This window comes from Massilia sp. GER05, assembly GCF_052056005.1.
In the GTDB taxonomy this organism is placed as follows: domain Bacteria; phylum Pseudomonadota; class Gammaproteobacteria; order Burkholderiales; family Burkholderiaceae_D; genus Telluria; species Telluria orientalis.
In genome coordinates, this window is sequence record NZ_CP178858.1 from 7,237,724 (window position 1) to 7,257,561 (window position 19,838).

A 19,838-nucleotide genomic window follows, 5' to 3' on the forward strand; every position below is an offset into this window, starting at 1 on the left:
AGGGGGAATCCAGCCAGATATGTCGTAAAAACATCAACTTACCCACTTCCAAGGTGGGTTTGTTGATATGATCGTTTACTAAGTTTTCCTTGTGGAATCTTTTTCCACGACGTCAAACACTGTCCGCGAACGATCATGCCCACCCAGACCCCTCTTTCCTTCGTGCCGACGTTACTGGCGCCCCCTACGCCAATCTTCACGCCGGGCCACATGAGTATTACCCTGGATTTCAGCACCGACATGGCGGCTGGGAGCGGGTCGGTCATCATCACGGACGGTGCCATACAGACCGTGATCGACCGCGTCACGGGCGAGCCCACGCTGCGGGTGGTCGGCGCGACCGACACGCACACGATATCGGCATCCAGCCTGGACATCACGGGCACCCAGGTCAAGCTCGACGTGGCCGGGCTGCTGCCCGATCACACCTACAGCCTGGTCATGGGCGCGGATGCGCTGCAGTCGATAGCCCATGTGGCATTCGGCGGCGTACGCTCGACTTCGCAAGTGCCGATCATCACGCCGGACGCGCCGGACACGCTCGGCCCGCAGTTACTCAAGATCGGCACCGACGGCAGCGTCCTGAAAGCGGGGGGCAGCATCGTCGTCACGTTGACGTTCTCCGAAGCCGTCGACGACCTGCCGGCGGATGCGTTGAGCGCGCAGCACGCGGAGATCACCAGCCTGGCCAGGAGCGACGGTGGCCTCACGTGGACAGTGCTTCTGACCGCGCCGAAAGACGCCACCACGGCGCCCGGCAACGTCCTGAGCCTGGACATGGCCAAGGTGCTCGACGCGGCCGGCAACCACGGCAGCGGCACGAGCAACCTCGCCAGCTACACGGTCGACACGCAGGCCCCCACGGCCACCGTCACGCTGGACAACGCGCTGCTCGGCGGCGGCCACGATGCCGTCGCGACCATCACGTTTTCCGAAGCCGTCACGGGCCTCACGTCCGCCGCGCTGAACGCCGGCCACGCGACCGTCTCGAACCTGCACACGACGGACGGCGGCACGACCTGGACCGCCACGCTGAGCGGCACCGCGGCCACCAGCGCGGGCGGCAACGTCCTCGCCGTCGACCTGGGCCAGGTGAAGGACCTGGCCGGCAACGCGGGCAGCGGCAGCGCGGTGTCGGCGGCCTACACGGTCGATACGCAGGGACCGAACGCCGTCGCCATCGCCCTCGACGGCGCCACGCTCGCTGCCGGCAAGCCCGTCCATGCCACGTTCACGTTCGCGGAACGCGTGCAGAACCTGGCGCCGGAGGCGATCACGGCACCGCATGCGACGGTGTCCGATCTCGCCAGCAGCGACGGCGGCAAGACCTGGACCGCGACGCTTACCGCGGACGGCACCGGCACCTGGACCGGCAACGCCGTCAGCGTCGACCTGGCCAAGGTGGCCGACCTGGCCGGCAACGCGGGCAGCGGCACGATCGCAAGCAGCGCCTACGCCGTCGACACGCAGGGGCCGACCGCCACCTTGGCACTGGACGGAACGGCCGTGCACACGGGCGGCACCCTGGGCCTGACGCTGCATTTCAGCGAGGCCGTGAAAGACCTGACGGCGGCCGCGCTGCAGGCGCCCAATGCGGCGCTCGCCAACCTGCAGCACTCCGGCGACTACCTGACGTGGACGGCCACGCTCACCCCGCAGGGCGGCGTCACCGACGCGACCAATGCCGTCATCCTCGATCTCGCGAAGGTGCACGACGCCGCGGGCAATGCCGGCAGCGGCGGCACGGCCTCCGGAAACTACGCCATCGACACGCACGGCCCCGGCGCCGTCGCCATCGCGCTGGACGGCGCCACACTTGCCGGCGGCAAGAGCATCCACGCCACGTTCACGTTCGACGAAGCCGTGCAGGACCTGCCGCTCGCCGCGATCGGCGCGCCGCACGCGCACGTGGCCGGCCTCGCGAAGGCCGACGGCGGCAAGACCTGGACCGCGACCCTGACCGCGGACGGCAGCGGCACCTGGGCCGGCAATGCCGTCTCCGTCGACCTGACGCAGGTGAAGGACCTGGCCGGCAACGCGGGCAGCGGCACCTTCACCGGCGCGGCCTACGCCGTCGACACGGAAGGCCCGACCGCCACACTGGCGCTGGACAGCACGACCCTGCACGGCGGGAGCAGCGCCACGCTGACGATCCGGTTCAGCGAAGCGGTGACGGACCTGACCGCGGCCGCGCTGCAGGCCCCGAACGCGACGCTCACGAACCTGCAGCATTCGGGCGACGGGCTGACGTGGACGGCCACGCTGACGCCGGCGAGCGGCATCGAGAATGCGGTGAATACCGTGACCCTCGACCTCGCGAAGGTGCACGACGCGCTCGGCAACGCGGGCAGCGCCAAGGCGACCTCCGACAACTACGCCGTCGACACGCAGGGCCCGACCGCTACGCTGGCGCTGGACAGCACCGTGCTGCACAGCGGCGGCGGCGCCACCCTGACGATCCGGTTCAGCGAAGCCGTGACGGACCTGACGGCGGGCGCGCTGCAAACACCCAACGCAACGCTCACGAACCTGAAGCATTCGAGCGACGGATTGACGTGGACGGCCACGCTCACCCCGCAGGGCGGCGTGACCGAGGCGGACAATGCGGTCAAGCTCGACCTCACGAAGGTGCACGATGCGCTCGGCAACGCCGGCCGCGACAGCGCCATCTCGACCGCCTACAAGGTCGACACCGTGGCGCCGACCGTGACCCGCATCGATCTCGACAACACGAACCTGGACGCCACCCACGGCGCCACGCTGACCATCCGCTTCAGCGAAGCCGTGGCCGGCCTGGACACGGACGCCATCAGCGCGCCGCACGCGGCCGTCAGCGGCCTGCACATGGCGGACGGCGGCCTGACGTGGACCGGCACGCTGGCCAGCAACGACCTGGCGCCCAGCAGCGGCAACGTGCTGTCCGTCGACCTGACCAGGGTGCACGACCTGGCCGGCAACGCGGGCAGCGGCAGCGCCCAGTCGGAGGGCTATGCGGTCGCGGGCATCGCCAACACGCTCGCCATCGCCCTCGACGGGACGAGCCTCGACGCGGCCCACACGATCCAGGCCACGTTCACGTTTACGCAGGCCGTGCCGAACCTGCCCCTGGCCGCGATCTCGGCGCCGCATGCGAGCGTCTCGAACCTGGTGGGCAGCGCAGACGGCAAGACCTGGACCGCGACGCTGTCGGCCAACGGCAGCGGCGACTGGACCGGCAACGTCGTCGGCGTGGACATGAGCAAGGTGCTGGACGCGAACGGCCATGCCGGCACCGGCAGCGCGTGGAGCGCCCCATACGCGGTCGACACGATCGGCCCCGCCGGCGCGACGATCCTGCTTGCCGCCGGCATGCTGAACGCGGGCGGCACGATGGACGTGACCTTCGCGTTCGCCGAGAGCGTGGGCACGCTGCCGGCAACCGCGATCAGCGCGCCCGGTGCCACCGTGAGCAACGTGCACGCGGCCGACGACGGCAAGACGTGGATGGCGACGTTGACGGCCCAACCCGGCGTGGAGACGGGCGGCCTGCACGTCGTGCTCGACCTGGCCCAGGTCGTCGACGCCCACGGCAACCGGGGCGGCGGCTCCGTGGCCAGCACGGCCGCGTACGCGATCGACAGCAAGGCGCCCGTGGTGGCGGACATCCTGTTCGACGACACGACGATCGGCCCGTCGCACGGCATCGGCTTTTCGATCTCGTTCTCGGAAAGCGTGAGCGGCCTCACGGCCGCCGCGCTGCAGGCCCCGCACGCGACCGTGAGCGGCCTGGCGATGGCGGACGACGGCAGGACGTGGACCGGCACCCTGAACGCCGAGGCCGGCGCCGAGAGCAGCACGGGCAACCAGCTGCGCGTGGACCTGACCCAGGTGCATGACGCGGCCGGCAACGCGGGCAGCGGCAGCGCGGCGTCGCTGTCGCACTACAGCGTGAACACGGATGCGCTCACCGCCACCGTCGCGCTGGACGGCGGCGCGCTGGTCAGCGGCGGCAGCGTCGGTCTCACGGTGCGCTTCTCGGCGGCGGTGACGGCGCTCGACGCCGCGGCCCTCGACACGCCGCACGCCGCGCTCACGAACCTGCACCACTCGGACGACTACCGGACGTGGTATGCGACCCTGTCCGCGGCCGACGCGGGCATCGTCGACAACACCAATACCGTCGGCGTCGATCTGACGAAAGTGCACGACACGCTCGGCAACGCGGGCAGCGGCACGGCCAGCTCCGGCAACTACACGTACGACACGACGGTGGCGGCCTATATCTCCGGGATCTACATCAGCGACCAGGGACCGTACGAGGACGACGGCATCACGAACAGCGACGGCGATTCCGTTGCTGGCTATTTCATCGGCTCGCTGACCGGCACCCAGCACGTGAAGGTCACGCTCGACGGACAGGACGTCGAGGTGGTTGTGAACTCACCGGAGGGCAGTCTGACGTACTGGTATAACCAGACCGATGCCCGCCTGTCCCCGGGCGTGCACACGTACACCGCGAGCATCGTCGACGCCGCCGGCCATGCCAGCGCCACGGTGTCGAAGCAGTTCACGATCGACCTGACGGCGCCGAACGTGACCAGTTCGCCCGACGGCAGCACGGCGTTCGACATCGCGGGCGACCTCGTCCTCACGTTCGACAAGCCCGTGTACTGGACGAACGGAGAGAGCAGCTCCGACGGCGTGCAACTGTACGACCACGACGGCGCCAGCATCTACATCGGCCTGACGGAAGCGAACTTCTCGAGCGACCACAAGACCCTCACGCTCGCTGCGGACGAGCTGCACCTCGGCTCGGGCAACGACTATTCCCTCTACCTGCCCTACGCGCTGACCGACCTGGCCGGCAACCAGGTGGCGGAGCACAGTATCGTCTTCCACACGGCCGGCACCTACGTCGACGTGACGGCGCCGCGGGCGATGAACCTCCGGGCCGACGTGAGCGGAGGCGACTACGGCGTCGGCGCAACCATCGGGATCCGCGTGACGTTCAGCGAACCGGTCGACGTGCGCGGCGACCCCGGCCTCGAACTCAACAACGGCGCCGTGGCCCGGTTCCGCGGCATGAGCGACGACCACCGCAGCGCGCTGTTCGAGTACACGGTGGCGGCCGGCGACAACGACGTGGGCGGTCTGAACTTCGTCACGAAGGACAACCTGGCGGACCATTTCGCGGACGGCGCCGGCAACGTGCTCGACCTCGCGCACATCACGTACGGCTCCCTCGGCGACTCCGACGGCTACGGCGGCACGATCCGGATCGACACGCACGCCCCGGACGCCCTGCCCGCGCCGACGCTCGCCGCCGCATCCGATACCGGCACCGCCGGCGACAACGTCACGAGCGTCGTGGCGCCCACCTTCACGGGCAGCGGCGCCGATGGCTGGGCCCAGATCGAACTGTACGTGGGCGACCGCCTGGTCGGCAGCGGCTGGGCCGACGGCAACGGCCACTGGAGCATCGACGACGTCCTGCTGGGCACCAACGGCACCTACACGGTCAAGGCCGTCCAGTACGACGCCGCGCACAATGCGAGCGCGCCGTCGCAGCCGCTGACGATCACCGTCGCCGGCTCGACCGCCGCGGGTGCGACGTTCGCGCCGGGCTCCGACAACGGCCTGTCCTCCAGCGACACCATCACGAGCTTCGCCGCGCCGGGACTGACGGGCACCGTGGCCGCCGGCACCGAGGTGACAGTGTGGGACGGCGACAAGATCCTGGGTTCCACCACCGCCGGCGACAACGGCGTATGGCAGTTCTCGCCCCTGTGGGACCTCGCGAACGGCCAGCACACGATCACGCTGGAACTGCAGGATACCGGGGGCAACGTGACGCCGCGCGACCTGTCGGTCCCGTTCACGTTCACGGTCGACGCCATCGAACCGGACGCCCCGGGCCAGCCGGTACTGGCGGCGGCGAGCGACACGGGCGTCTCGTCCTCCGACGGCATCACGAACGACACGATGCCCACGCTGACCGGCCTTGCTGCCGAAAGCGGCGGCCGGATCCTGGTCTACGACGGCGCGTCCCTCGTGGGCGGGGCCGACGTCGGCAATAACCGGAGCTGGACGGTCACGCTCGGCGGCGGCGGGCCGCTCACGGACGGCGTGCACACGTTCACCGTGGTCCAGGAAGATGCGGCCGGCAACCAGGGCGCCGCATCCGCGCCGTTGTCGGTCACGATCGACACGACGGCACCGACGGTGGCATTGACCCAGTCGACCAGCAAGGCGGGGGCGAACTGGCACAGCCTGACGTTCAGCGAAAAGATCGTGTTCGCGCAGAACGGCACGGTCGACGTGCTCGACAGCGGCAATCACGGGCGCTCGCACCACGCGTGGGACGTGTTGACCAACTGGGACATCGCGCACGGGAACACGCTGGAACTCAACCTGGGCACGCTGCACGGCGTCTACCACCTCACGGTGAACGGCAGCGCGATCGAGGACGTGGCGGGGAACGTCGCCATCATCGGCAACTCCACCTTCGACGTCGGACTGACGGCCTGACGTCTCGACCCTACGCCGTTCCCGCGAAGGCGGGATGCCGCTCTGCGTCATCCCCCCAAGTCTTGCTTGCGTCGCCGCAGCTTGACGAACTTGGGCCCCGGCCTTCGCCGGGGCGACGGTTTCAAGCCGGCCACTCCAGCGCGCGGCCGCTTGCGAAGCTGCGTGCTGCTCCCGTGAGAGGATCGTCGAACGCGATGGACCGCGCCAGCAGTTGCAGCGGCGCGGAGAAATCGTCGCCCTTGCACGGCAGCGCGACGGGATAGAAGGCGTCGTTCAGGATCGGCACGCCCAGCGACGCCATGTGCAGGCGCAGCTGGTGCTTGCGGCCCGTGTGCGGATGCAGGCGGTAGCGCGCGACGTCGCCGCGCGTTTCCAGCAGCTCGACGAACGTCTCGGAATTCGCCTCGCCCTCTTCTTCCCGCATCACGAAGAACTTGTCGCCGTCGACCATGCGGCTCCGGTAGGTGAACGGGAAGTCGCGCCCGTGCAGCACCGGTGCCAGCGCCTCGTACACCTTGCGGATGCTGCGCTTCTGGAACATCGACTGGTACGTGCCGCGCGTGGCCAGGTTGTGCGAGAAGATGACGACGCCGGCCGTCTCGCGGTCGAGGCGGTGGATCGGCGTCAGGTGCGGCAGGTCGAACTTCTGTTTCAGCCGCACGAGCAGGGTCTCGCGCAGGAAGCGCCCCGTCGGGATCATCGGCAGGAAGTGCGGCTTGTCGACGACGAGCAGGTGCTCGTCCTGGAAGATCACGCTTTCCTCGAACGGAATCGGCGTCTCGTGTTCCAGCTCGCGGTAATACCAGATGCGCATGCCCTGGCGTACGTGGCTTTCCGCCTGCAGCGGCGTGCCCTGCGCGTCGACGACGTCGCCGCGGACGAGGCGCTCGGCCCAGGACGGGCCGGCGATGGCGGGAAAACGCGCCTCGAGGAAGGCCAGCATGCCGCCGGTCCGGGTTTCCGTGATCCACAGATAGCTGGGCGCCACGCCGTCCCGCACCGGCAGCGGCACGACGGCGTTGGCCGCGGCCTGGTGGCCCTTCCTGACGAATCGTGCCATCCCGCCTCTTAACGCTGCGCGACGTTGCTGCGGTAAGGCGGCAACCGGTTGACCGACACGCCCTTGCTGCGCGCATACAGCGGCAGCAGCACGTTCATGTGGCTGTCGATCTGCTCGATGCGCTCGCTGCCGCCCGGGTGCGTGGACAGCAGCTCGATCGGCGCGCCGCTCTGGTTCAGCGCCGCCATCTTGTTCCACAGCGCGATGCCGGCGCGCGGGTCGTAGCCGGAGCGCGCGGCGATGTCCAGGCCCACGAGGTCGGCCTCGCGTTCCTCGTCGCGCGAGAATTTCAGCACGAGGAGCTGGCCGGCCGCGTTGGTCGCGCCGCGCACGTCCACGCCGAGCCAGGCCGACAGCGCGGCGCCGCCCAGCTGGCTCGCGAGGCCCGTCGCCGCCGCCTTGCTCTGGCGGTCGCGCCCGTGCTCGCGCAGCGCGTGCGCGATCTCGTGGCCCATCACGGCCGCGATCTCGTGGCCCATCACGGCCGCGATCTCGTCGTCCGTGAGGCGCAGCTTGTCGATGATGCCCGTGTAGAACGCGATGCGCCCGCCCGGCATGCAGAACGCGTTCACCTCGCCGGACTGCAGCAGGTTGACCTGCCACTTCCACTGCTGCGCATCCGGGTTCCAGCGCGCCGTGTTCGGGATGATGCGTTTCGCGATGGCGCGCAGGCGCTGCACGCGCGGGTCGGATTCCGGCACGAGCGCGCCTTCCTGCTTCGCCTTGCTCATCAGCGCCAGGTATTGCTGGGCCGACTGCTGGTTGATGGCTTCCTCGGGCGCCGCGATGTCGCGCCACACGCCGCCGATCGAATTGCGTTTCAGTGGCTTGACGGCGATGCCGTCCTGCACGACCTGGTCCTGGTTCGGGCGGTCGTCCTGGGCAGCCGTGGCGACCGCGCCGTGCGTGGCGGCGGAGAGGGCAAGCAATACGGCCGCGCCATGCTTGTAGAGTCGATTCATGGTGTTCTCCTGCTGGGTTCTGGACACATGATGCCCGCGCCGCGTTCGTAAGTACAACACGATACGCATAAGCGGGCAGCGACTTGTCAGGCCTTGCTCACGAGATCGCGCTTGCGCAGGCGGAACACCGCCAGGCTGCCGCGCAGGTTCGGCAGGAACGACACCGGCTTGCCCTCGGCCAGCGCGACGTATTCCAGCACTTCGAGGCCGCATTTCTCGGCCAGTTCCTTGAAATCGTAGATCGTCGCGCAGCGCAGGTTCGGCGTATCGAACCACTGGTAAGGCAGGGTGCGCGACACCGGCATGCGTCCTTTCAGCAGCGCCACGCGGTGCGGCCAGTACGCGAAGTTCGGGAACGACACGATCGCTTCCTTGCCCACGCGGACGATGTCGCGCAGGCGCGCCTCCACGTGCTGCATCATCTGCAGCGACGACAGGCACAGGACCATGTCGAACGCGTCGTCCGCGAACAGGTCGAGGCCCTGCTCCATGTCGTGCTGGATCACGCTGATGCCGCGCTGCGTGCTTTCCAGGACCTTGTCGTCGGCGATCTCGACGCCATAGCCGGTGCAGCGCTTGGCCTGCTCCAGGTAGCGCAGCATGGTGCCGTCGCCGCAGCCGACGTCCAGCACGTGCGCGCCGTCGCCCACCCAGTGGGCAATGAACGCGAGGTCGGACCGCAGGGTCAGGTCTTCGTATTTCATGCCGCCTCCTTCTGCTCGCCGGCGATGCGCTCGAAGTAGGCACGGACGATATTCATGTAGCGCACGTCTTCGAGCAGGAAGGCGTCGTGGCCGTGCGGCGCGTCGATCTCGGCATAGGTCACCTTGCGGCGGTTGGCCAGCAGCGCTTCCACGATCTCGCGGCTGCGCTCCGGCGAGAAGCGCCAGTCCGTCGAGAACGACGCGACGAGATATTGAGCCTGCGTGTTTTCCAGCGCCTTGGCGAGGCTGCCGCCATGCTCGCGCGCCGGATCGAAATAGTCGAGCGCCTTGGTGATCAGGAGGTACGTGTTGGCGTCGAAGTATTCCGAGAACTTGTCGCCCTGGTAGCGCAGGTACGATTCGATCTCGAAGTCGATGCCGAAGTCGAATTTGTAGTCGTTCCTCTCGGCCGCGTTGCGCAGCTTGCGGCCGAATTTTTCCGCCATGTCGTCGTTCGACAGGTACGTGATGTGGCCGACCATGCGCGCCACCTTCAGGCCGTTCTTCGGCACGACGCCGTGTTCATAAAAATCGCCGCCGCGGTAGTCCGGGTCGGTGAGGATCGCCTGGCGCGCCACGTCGTTGAACGCGATGTTCTGCGCCGAGAGTTTCGGCGTGGACGCGATCACGATGCAGTGGCGCAGGCGCTCGGGGAACATGATGCTCCACGCGAGGGCCTGCATGCCGCCCAGCGAACCGCCCATCACGGCCGCGAATTGCCGGATGCCGAGACGGTCGGCCAGCAGCGCCTGCGCAGCGACCCAGTCTTCCACCGTCACGACGGGGAACGTCGCGCCGTACGGTTTTCCCGTGGCCGGATTCGTGTGCATCGGGCCCGTGGACCCGAAGCAGGAGCCGAGGTTGTTGACGCCGATGACGAAGAAGCGGTCGGTGTCGACCGGCTTGCCCGGCCCCACCATGTTGTCCCACCAGCCCGCGCTCTTCGGCTGGTCGGCGTAGTGGCCGGCGACGTGGTGCGACGCGTTCAGCGCGTGGCAGATCAGCACCGCGTTCGATTTGTCGGCATTCAGCGTGCCGTACGTTTCATACATCAGCGTGTAGTCGCCGATCGCCGCGCCGCTTTGCAGGCGCAACGGTTCGGCGAAGTGCATCGCCTGGGGGGAGACAATTCCGATCGATCCCATGAAGACTCTTAAGTTGTAACTAGACGGACTGCAGCTGCTCCACCGCTTCGGCGATGGCCGCCGGTTCCATCGCGCGCAGGATGCGCTTGGTGCGCGGCACGAGCCGCGCCAGGTCGCTGGACAGGATTTCCTGCTTGACGGCCAGGAGCTGGGCCGGATGCATCGAGAACTCGCGCAGGCCCATGCCCAGCAGCAGGCGCGTGAGCTTGACGTCGCCCGCCATCTCCCCGCACACGGCGACGTCGATGCCGGCCTTGTGCCCGGCCTCGATCGTCATCGCGATCAGGTTCAATACCGCCGGGTGCAGCGGATTGTACAGGTGCGCCACCTCGTAGTCGACGCGGTCGATCGCCAGCGTGTATTGAATCAGGTCGTTGGTGCCGATGGACAGGAAGTCCAAACGCTTGACGAACATCGGCAGCGCCAGCGCGGCGGCCGGGATTTCGATCATCGCGCCGACTTCCACCGCCTCGTCGTACTTGATGTTCTGCTCGCGCAGCTGGGCCTTGGCCTGCTCGATCATGCCGAGCGTCTGGTCGATCTCGAACGCGTGCGCCAGCATCGGGATCAGGATGCGCACCTTGCCGAATGCCGACGCGCGCAGGATCGCGCGCAGCTGCGTGAGGAACATCTGCGGCTCGGCGAGGCAGTAGCGGATCGCGCGCAGGCCCAGTGCAGGGTTCAGCGCCGTGTGTTCGGTCTGGTCGAGCGGCTTGTCCGCGCCCACGTCGAGCGTGCGGATCGTGACCGGACGGCCCTTCATCGCCAGCACGGCCTTGCGGTACTGCTCGAACTGCTCGTCCTCGCCCGGCACTTTCAAACCCTGCGCGCCGCGGCCCATGAACAGGAATTCGGAACGGAACAGGCCCACGCCGACGGCGCCCGCCTCCAGCGCCGGGCCGCAATCGTCCGGCAGCTCGATGTTGGCGAGCAGCGTGATCGGCGTGCCGTCCTTCGTCACGGCCGGCGTCTTCTTGAGCTTGAGGAGGCGTTTTCTCGCCTTCATCAAATTGGCCTGGCGCGCGCGGTACTGCTCCATCACGAGCGCGCTCGGATTGCAGATCACGACGCCGGCATCGCCGTCGACGATCACCCAGTCGTCCTGCTCGATCAGGCGCGACGCCTGGCTCATGCCGACGGCGGCCGGGATGTCGAGGCTGCGCGCGACGATCGCCGTGTGCGAGTTCTGGCCGCCCACGTCCGTGACGAAGCCGACGAACGAGCGGTCGCGGAACGCGAGCATGTCGGCCGGCGAGATGTCGTGCGCGACGACGATCATCTGCGGCTGGAAGTGGTCTTCGCCGACCGGCGGCGGGGCCGGCAGCGCGGTCCCCATCAGCACCTTCAGCACGCGCTCGGCCACCTGCTGGATGTCCTGCTTGCGCTCGCGCAGGTACTCGTCCTCGATCTCGTCGAACTGCGCGGACAGCTCGTCGATCTGCGTGACGAGCGCCCATTCCGCGTTGTAGTGGCGCGAACGGATGATGTCGAGGGGCGCCTCCGAGATCATCGGGTCGGACAGGATCAGCACGTGCACGTCGATGAACGCGCCCAGTTCCGTCGGCGCTTCCTTCGGCAGCTCGGTCCACAGCTCCTGCAGGTTGCGGTGCACTTCGGCGATCGCATCCTGCAGGCGCTTCACTTCCGCCTCGACCTGCTCTTCCGGCACGAGGTAGTGCTTGACGTCGAGCGCGGCCGGCGTGAGCAGGTGCGCACGCCCGATCGAGATCCCGCGCGAGACCGGAATGCCGTGCAGTGTGAACGATGCCATGGAAATTCCCAGATGACGGCCTCGGCTATCCGGCATTACTCGCCTTCGCCGAATTTATCGTTGATGAGGCCGGTGAGCGCGGCGATGCAGTCCTGTTCGTCGGGGCCGTCCGCTTCCAGCGTCACCTTGGCGCCCTTGCCGGCGGCCAGCATCATGACGCCCATGATCGACTTGGCGTTGATGCGGCGACCGTTGCGGGTGAGCCAGACGTCGCTCTGGAACTTGGCGGCCAGCTGGGTGAATTTGGCGGATGCGCGGGCGTGAAGGCCCAGCTTGTTGATGATCTCGAGTTCCTGTTGAATCATATTTTAATTGTCGTTTCTCTCGTTCATCTGTCCGGTCAGGTGCCGACCCGGATGCGGTTGTCGACCCGGACGGCGCCGTTCTGCGCGCCGGCCAGGGCCATCTCGACCACGACGTCCAGCGTGTCGCGCCGGTACGTGATCGCGCGCAGCAGCATCGGCAGGCTGATGCCCGCGATGACTTCCACGCGCCCGGCCTCGGCCAGCGTGTTGCAGCAGTTCGACGGCGTGCCGCCCTTGATGTCGGTGATGACCAGCACGCCATCGCCTTCGTCCAGGCGCTGGATCGCACTCTTGGCCAGTGCATGGATCTCGTTCGTGTCCTGGTCCGCCGTCACGTCGATCGCTTCGAAGCGCTCGGTGGGGCCGCGGAACACGTGCGCGACCGCGGCGATGAATGCCTGGCCCAGCGGAGCGTGGGTCATCAGCAGGATGCCTACCATGTCTTTAATTTCCTGTTACCCGTTTCTCGACGGCGTCGATGAACATCGCCGCAACGTCGAAACCGGTCTGGTCGGTGATCTCCTGGAAACACGTGGGGCTGGTGACATTCACCTCGGTCAGGAAATCGCCGATCACGTCCAATCCTACCAGCAACAGGCCACGGGCCGCCAGAATCGGGCCCAGACTTTCGGCGATCTCGCGGTCGCGCTCGGTCAGCGGCTGCGCGACGCCGGTGCCGCCGGCCGCCAGGTTGCCGCGCACTTCTCCGGCCTGCGGGATGCGCGCCAGCGAGAACGGGACCGGCTTGCCGTCGATGACGAGCACGCGCTTGTCGCCCTTGACGATGGCGGGAATGTATTTCTGCGCCATGATCGTGCGCGCGCCGTTTTCCGTCAGCGTCTCGATGATGGAGCCGAGGTTCAGGCCATCGTCCTTGACGCGGAAGATGCCGGCGCCGCCCATGCCGTCCAGCGGCTTGAAGATCACGTCGCCGTGTTCGGCGTGGAAGGCGCGCAGGCGCGTGCCGGACGACGACACGAGCGTGGGCGACGTGAACTGGCTGAACTGGGCGATGGTCAGCTTTTCGTTGTGGTCGCGGATCGCCGAGGGTTTGTTGAACACGCGCGCGCCCTGGCGCTCGGCCAGTTCCAGCAGATACGTGCCGTACACGTATTCCATGTCGAACGGCGGGTCCTTGCGCTCGATGACGGCGTCGAACGCGGACAGGGGCACGGTATCGGTGTCGCCTTCGCGGTACCAGTCGTCCGGGTCGCCGGTCAGCTGGATCTCGGTGGCCTCGGCCGTCACGACGCCCTCTTCCAGCACCAGGTGGCGCTGTTCGAAGGCATAGATCCGATGGCCGCGCCGCGCCGCTTCGCGCATCATCGCGAACGTCGAGTCCTTGTAGATTTTGAAGCCGGACAGCGGATCGGCGAGAAAAGCGATTTTCATGATGGTCCCAATGAAGGCAATGCCACGATTTTAGCCGGAAACGCGGATGTACGCGGAAAGGCGGCCGCGTCCGGCGGACGAGTTATCGGGGCATCTTCCTGTTGGCAAAACGTCATCTATTCAATCTGCATTTGCGAACCGTCAAACGTGCCGTCGGACCAGTTGGGAAGATGCGACGCAGGAGGGCACTATGAGCGACCAAGCCGAGCAGGAACGCATCAACCAGGTCTATCGCCAATGGACTGGCGGCGCCGCGTTGGCGAAACACGCCTGGCACCGGCCCGACATCGTCCGCCAGGCCGCGGCGCGGGCGCGCGTGCTGGCCGACCTGCTGCCGCTGACGGTGGGCCGCGACCTGTCCGCCGTGCGCGCGCTGGACGTCGGCTGCGGCGGCGGCGGCTTCCTGCGCCAGCTGATCGACTGGGGCGCCACGCCGTCCCACCTCGCCGGCACGGAGCTGCAACCCGACCGCCTGGAGCAGGCCCGGGCCCGCACGGCACCCGGCGTGCGCTGGCACCTGGGCCAGCTCGACATCTTTCCCGACGCGAGCATGGACCTCGTGAGCGCGCACTCGGTGTTTTCGGCGCTCCTGGACGAAGACCTGCGGCGCGGCCTGGCCGCCGAGATGTGGCGCGTGCTGCGTCCGGGCGGCTGGACGATGATCTTCGATTGTCGCTACGGCAGCGCGCGCAACGCCCACGTGCGCAAGGTGACGGACGTCGAACTGCTGCGCTTCTGGCCCGCCGCCAGCCGCCACTACCGCACACTGGTGCTTGCTCCGGCGCTGGGCCGCCCCCTGGCCGCCCTGCCCTGGCTGATTCCGGAAGCGCTGGCGACGGTGCTGCCGCCGCTGCGCTCCCACTTCATCTACATGGCGCGCAAGCCGGAGACGGACCGTATCGTGTGAATCAATAGATTTCCGGATCCGTACGCTCCAGCCGTAGAGTGGGCTCCCCGAGCCCACGCGGATGTTTGCGATATGTTGGCGTCACGCTCCAGCCGCAGCCAATGACATTAATAGATTTCGGGATCCGGATCGGTCCGCTCCAGCTCCAGCGACGCCGCCAGCAACGCAAGACGCGCCACCACGCCGTACACATAGAACCGGTTCGGCGCGGCGGTGCCCGGCTTGGCCTTCAGGTCCGGCACGGCGTGCTGCTGCGCGAACGCGAGCGGCACGTATTGCGAGCCCGGCGCGTTCAGGTTCTGATCAACGCCGCGCTCGGCATGCACGCGGTAGAAGCCGCCGACGACGTAGCGGTCGATCATGTACACGACCGGCTCCGCCACCGCGTCGTTGATCGACTCGAACGTGGGCACGCCTTCCTGGATCATCACGTCGGTGACGGTGACGCCATCCTTGATGACCGACATCTTGTTGCGCTGCTTGCGGTTCAGGTCCTTGACCTCGCTCGCATCCTTGACGGTCATGATGCCCATGCCGTACGTGCCGGCATCCGGCTTGACGATGACGAAGGGTTTCTGGTCCTTCATCCCGTATTCCTTGTACTTCTTCTTGATCTTCGACAGCAGCGCCGACACGTTATCGGCCAGGCATTCCATGCCCACGTCTTCCTGGAAATCGACCTCGCCGCATTTGCTGTGCAGCGGGTTCACGAGCCACGGGTCGATGTCGATCAGCTTGCCGAACTTCTTGGCGACCTCGTCGAACGCCTTGAAGTGATTGCTCTTGCGGCGCACGGCCCAGCCGGCGTGCAGCGGCGGCAGCAGCGACTGCTCGTGGACGTTTTCGAGGATGCTCGGGATGCCGGCGGACAGGTCGTTGTTCAGCAGGATCGTGCACGGGTCGAAGTCGGCCAGGCCCACGCGGCGGCCGTTGGGCGAGCGCACGAGCGGTTCCACGACCAGCATGTTCCCGTCCGGGAGCGCGAGCGGCGTCGGCTCCGTCACCTCGGGCGACAGCGAGCCCAGGCGCACGTGCAGGCCCGTCTGGCGGAAGATCTGCATCAGGCGCTGCACGTTCTGCAGATAGTACGGGTTGCGCGTATGGCTTTCCGGGATCAGCAGCAGGTTGCGGGCGTCCGGGCAGTATTTGTCGATCGCGGCCATGGCGGCCTGCACCGTCAGCGGCAGCATCTCGGTCGACAGGTTGTTGAAGCCGCCCGGGAACAGGTTCGTATCCACCGGCGCCAGCTTGTAGCCGGCATTGCGCAGGTCCACCGAGCAGTAGAACGGCGGCGTGTGCTCCTGCCACTCGAGGCGGAACCAGCGTTCGATGGCGGGCGTGGCTTCGAGGATCTTCTTTTCCAGGTCCAGCAGGGGACCGGTCACGGCGGTGGCAAGGTGGGGAACCATAAAAATGACGTCCTTCGGGCTTCTTGGCGATATGGTAAGCCGAGATTGGGGTGTTCGAACGTTTTTTAAAGACCTATATTCAATTAGGAAATAAAAAAGCGCCCCGGAGGGCGCTTTAGCGTATTAGCAACCTGGCAATCAGGAGTGATAAGCCTGCTCGCCGTGGCTCGTGATGTCCAGGCCTTCGCGCTCTTCTTCCTCCGGGACACGCAGGCCGACGACGACGTCGACGATCTTGTAGGCGATGAACGAGACGATGGCCGACCACAGGATGGTGGTGCCGACGGCTTCCGCCTGCACGAGGACCTGGTGGCCGATCGAGTACGGGTCGGCGGACATCTTGTTGGTGACGTAGTCGAAGATGCCCTGGCCGCCCAGTTGCGGTGCCGCGAACACGCCGGTCAGCAGCGCGCCCAGGATACCGCCCACGCCGTGGACGCCGAACACGTCCAGCGAGTCGTCGGCGCCGATCATGCGCTTCAGGCCGTTCACGCCCCACAGGCAGACGATGCCGGCGACGAGACCGATGACCAGGCCGCCCATCGGACCGACGAAGCCGCAGGCCGGGGTGATGGCGACGAGGCCGGCGACGGCACCCGAGGCGCCACCCAGCATCGACGGCTTGCCCTTGGTGATCCACTCGCCGAAGACCCACGACACGGTTGCGGCGGCGGTGGCCAGCAGGGTGTTGACGAAGGCCAGCGCGGCGACGTCGCCCGCTTCCAGGGCCGAACCGGCGTTGAAGCCGAACCAGCCCACCCACAGCAGCGAGGCGCCGATCATGGTCATGGTCAGCGAGTGCGGGGCCATCGATTCACGGCCGTAGCCGACGCGCTTGCCGATCAGGATCGCACCGACGAGGCCGGCGATAGCGGCATTGATGTGCACCACGGTGCCGCCCGCGAAGTCGAGGGCGCCCTTCTGCCACAGCCAGCCGGCCTTGGCGGTCTCGGCATCGATGGTCGCGGCGGTGAACGCATCCGGACCGGTCCAGAACCAGACCATGTGCGCGACCGGCAGGTAACCGAACGTGAACCACAGCACGACGAACAGCAGCACGGCGGAGAAGCGGACGCGCTCGGCGAACGCGCCGACGATCAGGCCGCAGGTGATGGCCGCGAACGTGCCCTGGAACGCCACGTAGATGAACTCGGGGATGACGACGCCCTTGCTGAACGTGGCCGCGGTCGAGAACGCTCCCTTGACCGGATCCCAGATCCCGTTCAGGAACAGGCGGTCGAAGCCGCCGATGAACGCGGTCTTCTCGGTGAACGCCAGCGAGTAGCCGTAGATGCACCACAGGACGATGATGACCGCGAAGATCATGAACACCTGCAGCAGCACGGACAGCATGTTCTTGGAACGGACCAGGCCGCCGTAGAACAGGGCCAGGCCCGGGATCGTCATCATGATCACCAGCAGCGTGGCGACCATCATCCAGGCGGTGTCGCCCTTCTGCGGGGTCGGTGCGGCAGCCGGCGCAGCGGCCGCTTCCGGTGCGGCGGCAGCGGCGGCTGCCGGGGCGGCCGGTGCGGCGGCGACCGGTGCGCTGGCGGCCGGTGCGGCCGCGGGTGCTGCAGCTTCCGCAGCGGCTGCCGGTTTGGCGGCATCCTGGGCCATGGCCGGGGCGGCTGCAGCCAGCGCCACGGCGACGGATACGCCTGCGATCAGTTTTGTAATGGTGTGGATCATCGGATTCCCCTTACAGCGCTTCGTTGCCGGTCTCGCCGGTACGGATACGGACTACCTGCTCCAGGTTGGAGACGAAAATTTTGCCGTCGCCGATCTTGCCGGTGCGCGCGGCGCTCTGGATGGTGTCGATCACCTGGTCGACGATGGCATCGTCGACCGCTGCCTCGATCTTGGTCTTCGGCAGGAAATCGACGACGTATTCCGCGCCACGGTAGAGCTCGGTATGGCCCTTCTGGCGACCGAAACCCTTCACTTCCGTCACGGTGATACCCTGGACGTTGATTTCCGAGAGGGCTTCACGCACCTCGTCGAGCTTGAAGGGTTTGATGATGGCGGTGATCATTTTCATGTGATTGCCTCTTCAGAAAGTTTTTGAAACCGTGAGCAGGGCCGCGGACTTGCCCAGGTTTTCCGCGGACGGGCTCACGTACGCGCTGGTGTCGGCCTTGATCCAGGACAGGGCCACGGAGCAGATGCCCAGGTCCTTGGTGACGCCGAGCTTGTAGTCGGTGTACGAGAACGAACCGTTGTGGCGCACGTTCTGGCGGCCGGCGTGCAGGTTCAGCGTGAAGCCGCTGCCGACGTCGACGTTGGCGCCGATGTCCAGGTAGCCGCTGCCCTTGCTGTCGGCCGTGCCGAACAGGTTCGTCAGCGAATGCGAGTACTTGACGTACGCCGGGCCGAAACCGAGCTGGCCGTACAGTTCGAACGTGTTGGCATTCGGATGCAGGCCATTGCTCGGGTAGAAGTAGTACAGGCCGCCGACGTCATAGGTGATGTCGCCCGTGAGGTTGCCGCGCTTGCCGCCGTACAGATCCCACTCGACGTCGCCGCTGCCGCCCAGGTCCTTGGTCCACTTGATGGTGGACAGCCAGGTGCCCGCGTACAGGCCGGTCGGGTTGTGCGTGTAGTCGGCGCCGCCCTGCAGTGCGGGGTCGAGACGGGACTGGGAAATGCCGCGGTAGCGATAATCGCTCGTGACCGCCGCGTTGAAACTCACTTCATTGTCCGGCTTTTGCTCTTCGGCGCCGGCCAGCCCGATGTGAAGGCTCCACAGGCTTGCTGCGAGTACTGCGGCGTGGGACCAGTTGCTGTTACGACGCTTCATACGACACTCCCTTTAGTTGAACATGTTCTTGGGTTGCGGTTTACAATCCGGGATTGCGACCTCTTATGGTTAATGGTTGATTAGCAGGATGCGTGCCACCCCCATGCCGGGCGGGTTCCCGCTTGTTTTTCACCCCTTCCGCCCCCAGTTTTTTACTTTCAAAATACAAACGGGACCAGGACGCGTGCGCCGTCGCGGTGCACGCACCAAATCAGGTATGTACGCACCTTCTTGGTGCAGCATGCCGACTCAAGGACTAGTGTGAAATGAACAATTTTTTCAATGATTTGCAGGGCAAGATCAATCAGGCGATCGAAAACTCGCCCGCCAAGGACATCGAGCGCAACGTCAAGGCGATGATGACCCAGGGCTTTTCGAAGCTGGACCTGGTGACGCGCGAAGAGTTCGACATCCAGGCCCAGGTGCTGGCCAAGACGCGCGCCAAGCTGGAGGCGCTGGAACTGCGCGTGGCGGAACTGGAAGCGAAGCTGGCCGCCACCGACGCCAAGGCTTGACGCCTACGGGCGGCCGCGCACCCTCATCCGCACCTTCGCCCGTGCCATCATCCGCCACAGCGCGAACAAGGCCGCCCCGCCCAGGCTGACCGCAAACACGATCGCCACCATCCAGCCCATCGGATTGGTCAGCCCGAGACTGTCCGCGCCGAAGACGAGCGCGGACGCCAGCGCCACCTGCGCGATCCACACGGCCCGCAGCGGCCGGAACGCGTCGAGATCCCCGCGCTTCCACAGGCGCAGCGCAACCCACGTGACGGGTCCGCACAGCAGGCAGAACAGCACCGCGAGGGCGAGCAGGGTCAGGATCAGTCGGGGCATGCGTGGACAGGAGAAGGCGGAGCCCGCTACATTACCAGAC

Annotated in this window: 16 protein-coding genes; 3 read left to right on the top strand and 13 right to left on the bottom strand. The window is 66.9% G+C overall.

Going from position 1 to position 19,838, the window contains the following annotated elements:
- Positions 1 to 210: 210 nt before the first annotated feature.
- Entirely contained in the window at positions 211 to 6,507 is a 6,297-nt protein-coding gene (locus ACL58G_RS31960) for an Ig-like domain-containing protein (RefSeq protein ID WP_440964539.1), read from the top strand.
- 121 nt (positions 6,508 to 6,628) lie between these two features.
- On the opposite strand, the gene ACL58G_RS31965 is transcribed toward ACL58G_RS31960, so the two are convergent.
- The 8 genes from ACL58G_RS31965 to gshB all read right to left on the bottom strand — a co-directional run bounded on the left by ACL58G_RS31965 (position 6,629) and on the right by gshB (position 13,846).
- Positions 6,629 to 7,567, bottom strand: coding sequence for an RluA family pseudouridine synthase (locus ACL58G_RS31965; RefSeq protein ID WP_440964540.1), 939 nt, complete (start codon positions 7,565 to 7,567; stop codon positions 6,629 to 6,631).
- An 8-nt stretch (positions 7,568 to 7,575) separates the two neighbouring features.
- Positions 7,576 to 8,529, bottom strand: coding sequence for a M48 family metallopeptidase (locus ACL58G_RS31970; protein WP_440964541.1), 954 nt, complete (start codon positions 8,527 to 8,529; stop codon positions 7,576 to 7,578).
- 86 nt (positions 8,530 to 8,615) lie between these two features.
- On the bottom strand, positions 8,616 to 9,233 hold the full coding sequence (gene metW / locus ACL58G_RS31975) for a methionine biosynthesis protein MetW (protein WP_413386585.1): 618 nt from the start codon (positions 9,231 to 9,233) through the stop codon (positions 8,616 to 8,618).
- A complete protein-coding gene (metX, locus tag ACL58G_RS31980) occupies positions 9,230 to 10,378 on the bottom strand; it encodes a homoserine O-succinyltransferase MetX (RefSeq protein ID WP_413386583.1) in 1,149 nt (382 codons plus the stop codon). The genes metW and metX overlap by 4 nt, the downstream gene beginning before the upstream one ends.
- A gap of 19 nt (positions 10,379 to 10,397) precedes the next feature.
- Positions 10,398 to 12,149, bottom strand: coding sequence for a phosphoenolpyruvate--protein phosphotransferase (gene ptsP / locus ACL58G_RS31985; RefSeq protein WP_413386581.1), 1,752 nt, complete (start codon positions 12,147 to 12,149; stop codon positions 10,398 to 10,400).
- A gap of 35 nt (positions 12,150 to 12,184) precedes the next feature.
- Positions 12,185 to 12,454: an HPr family phosphocarrier protein gene (locus tag ACL58G_RS31990; RefSeq protein WP_258853052.1), complete on the bottom strand. Its 270-nt coding sequence runs from the start codon at positions 12,452 to 12,454 to the stop codon at positions 12,185 to 12,187.
- A gap of 35 nt (positions 12,455 to 12,489) precedes the next feature.
- A complete protein-coding gene (locus ACL58G_RS31995; protein WP_371765950.1) occupies positions 12,490 to 12,894 on the bottom strand; it encodes a PTS sugar transporter subunit IIA in 405 nt (134 codons plus the stop codon).
- A 4-nt stretch (positions 12,895 to 12,898) separates the two neighbouring features.
- A complete protein-coding gene (gene gshB, locus ACL58G_RS32000; RefSeq protein ID WP_440964542.1) occupies positions 12,899 to 13,846 on the bottom strand; it encodes a glutathione synthase in 948 nt (315 codons plus the stop codon).
- 190 nt (positions 13,847 to 14,036) lie between these two features.
- Here gshB and ACL58G_RS32005 point away from each other — a divergent pair, with 190 nt between their 5' ends.
- Positions 14,037 to 14,753: a class I SAM-dependent methyltransferase gene (locus ACL58G_RS32005; RefSeq protein ID WP_413386577.1), complete on the top strand. Its 717-nt coding sequence runs from the start codon at positions 14,037 to 14,039 to the stop codon at positions 14,751 to 14,753.
- 107 nt (positions 14,754 to 14,860) lie between these two features.
- Here the strand turns inward: ACL58G_RS32005 and gshA are convergent, their stop codons facing one another.
- The 4 genes from gshA to ACL58G_RS32025 form a co-directional block, all read right to left on the bottom strand.
- Entirely contained in the window at positions 14,861 to 16,162 is a 1,302-nt protein-coding gene (gene gshA / locus ACL58G_RS32010) for a glutamate--cysteine ligase (RefSeq protein WP_036235279.1), read from the bottom strand.
- Positions 16,163 to 16,300: 138 nt separating this feature from the next.
- Positions 16,301 to 17,854, bottom strand: a complete 1,554-nt coding sequence (locus tag ACL58G_RS32015) for an ammonium transporter (protein ID WP_413386575.1) — start codon at positions 17,852 to 17,854, stop codon at positions 16,301 to 16,303.
- Between the two features lie 10 nt (positions 17,855 to 17,864).
- Positions 17,865 to 18,203, bottom strand: a complete 339-nt coding sequence (locus tag ACL58G_RS32020) for a P-II family nitrogen regulator (RefSeq protein ID WP_025511601.1) — start codon at positions 18,201 to 18,203, stop codon at positions 17,865 to 17,867.
- A gap of 12 nt (positions 18,204 to 18,215) precedes the next feature.
- Positions 18,216 to 18,962, bottom strand: a complete 747-nt coding sequence (locus tag ACL58G_RS32025; RefSeq protein ID WP_413386573.1) for a TorF family putative porin — start codon at positions 18,960 to 18,962, stop codon at positions 18,216 to 18,218.
- A gap of 266 nt (positions 18,963 to 19,228) precedes the next feature.
- On the opposite strand from ACL58G_RS32025, the gene ACL58G_RS32030 reads away from it, so the two are divergent.
- Positions 19,229 to 19,477: an accessory factor UbiK family protein gene (locus ACL58G_RS32030; RefSeq protein ID WP_440964543.1), complete on the top strand. Its 249-nt coding sequence runs from the start codon at positions 19,229 to 19,231 to the stop codon at positions 19,475 to 19,477.
- Positions 19,478 to 19,480: 3 nt separating this feature from the next.
- Here ACL58G_RS32030 and ACL58G_RS32035 read toward each other — a convergent pair whose 3' ends face one another.
- Positions 19,481 to 19,798, bottom strand: coding sequence for a hypothetical protein (locus ACL58G_RS32035; protein WP_440964544.1), 318 nt, complete (start codon positions 19,796 to 19,798; stop codon positions 19,481 to 19,483).
- Positions 19,799 to 19,838: the final 40 nt, after the last annotated feature.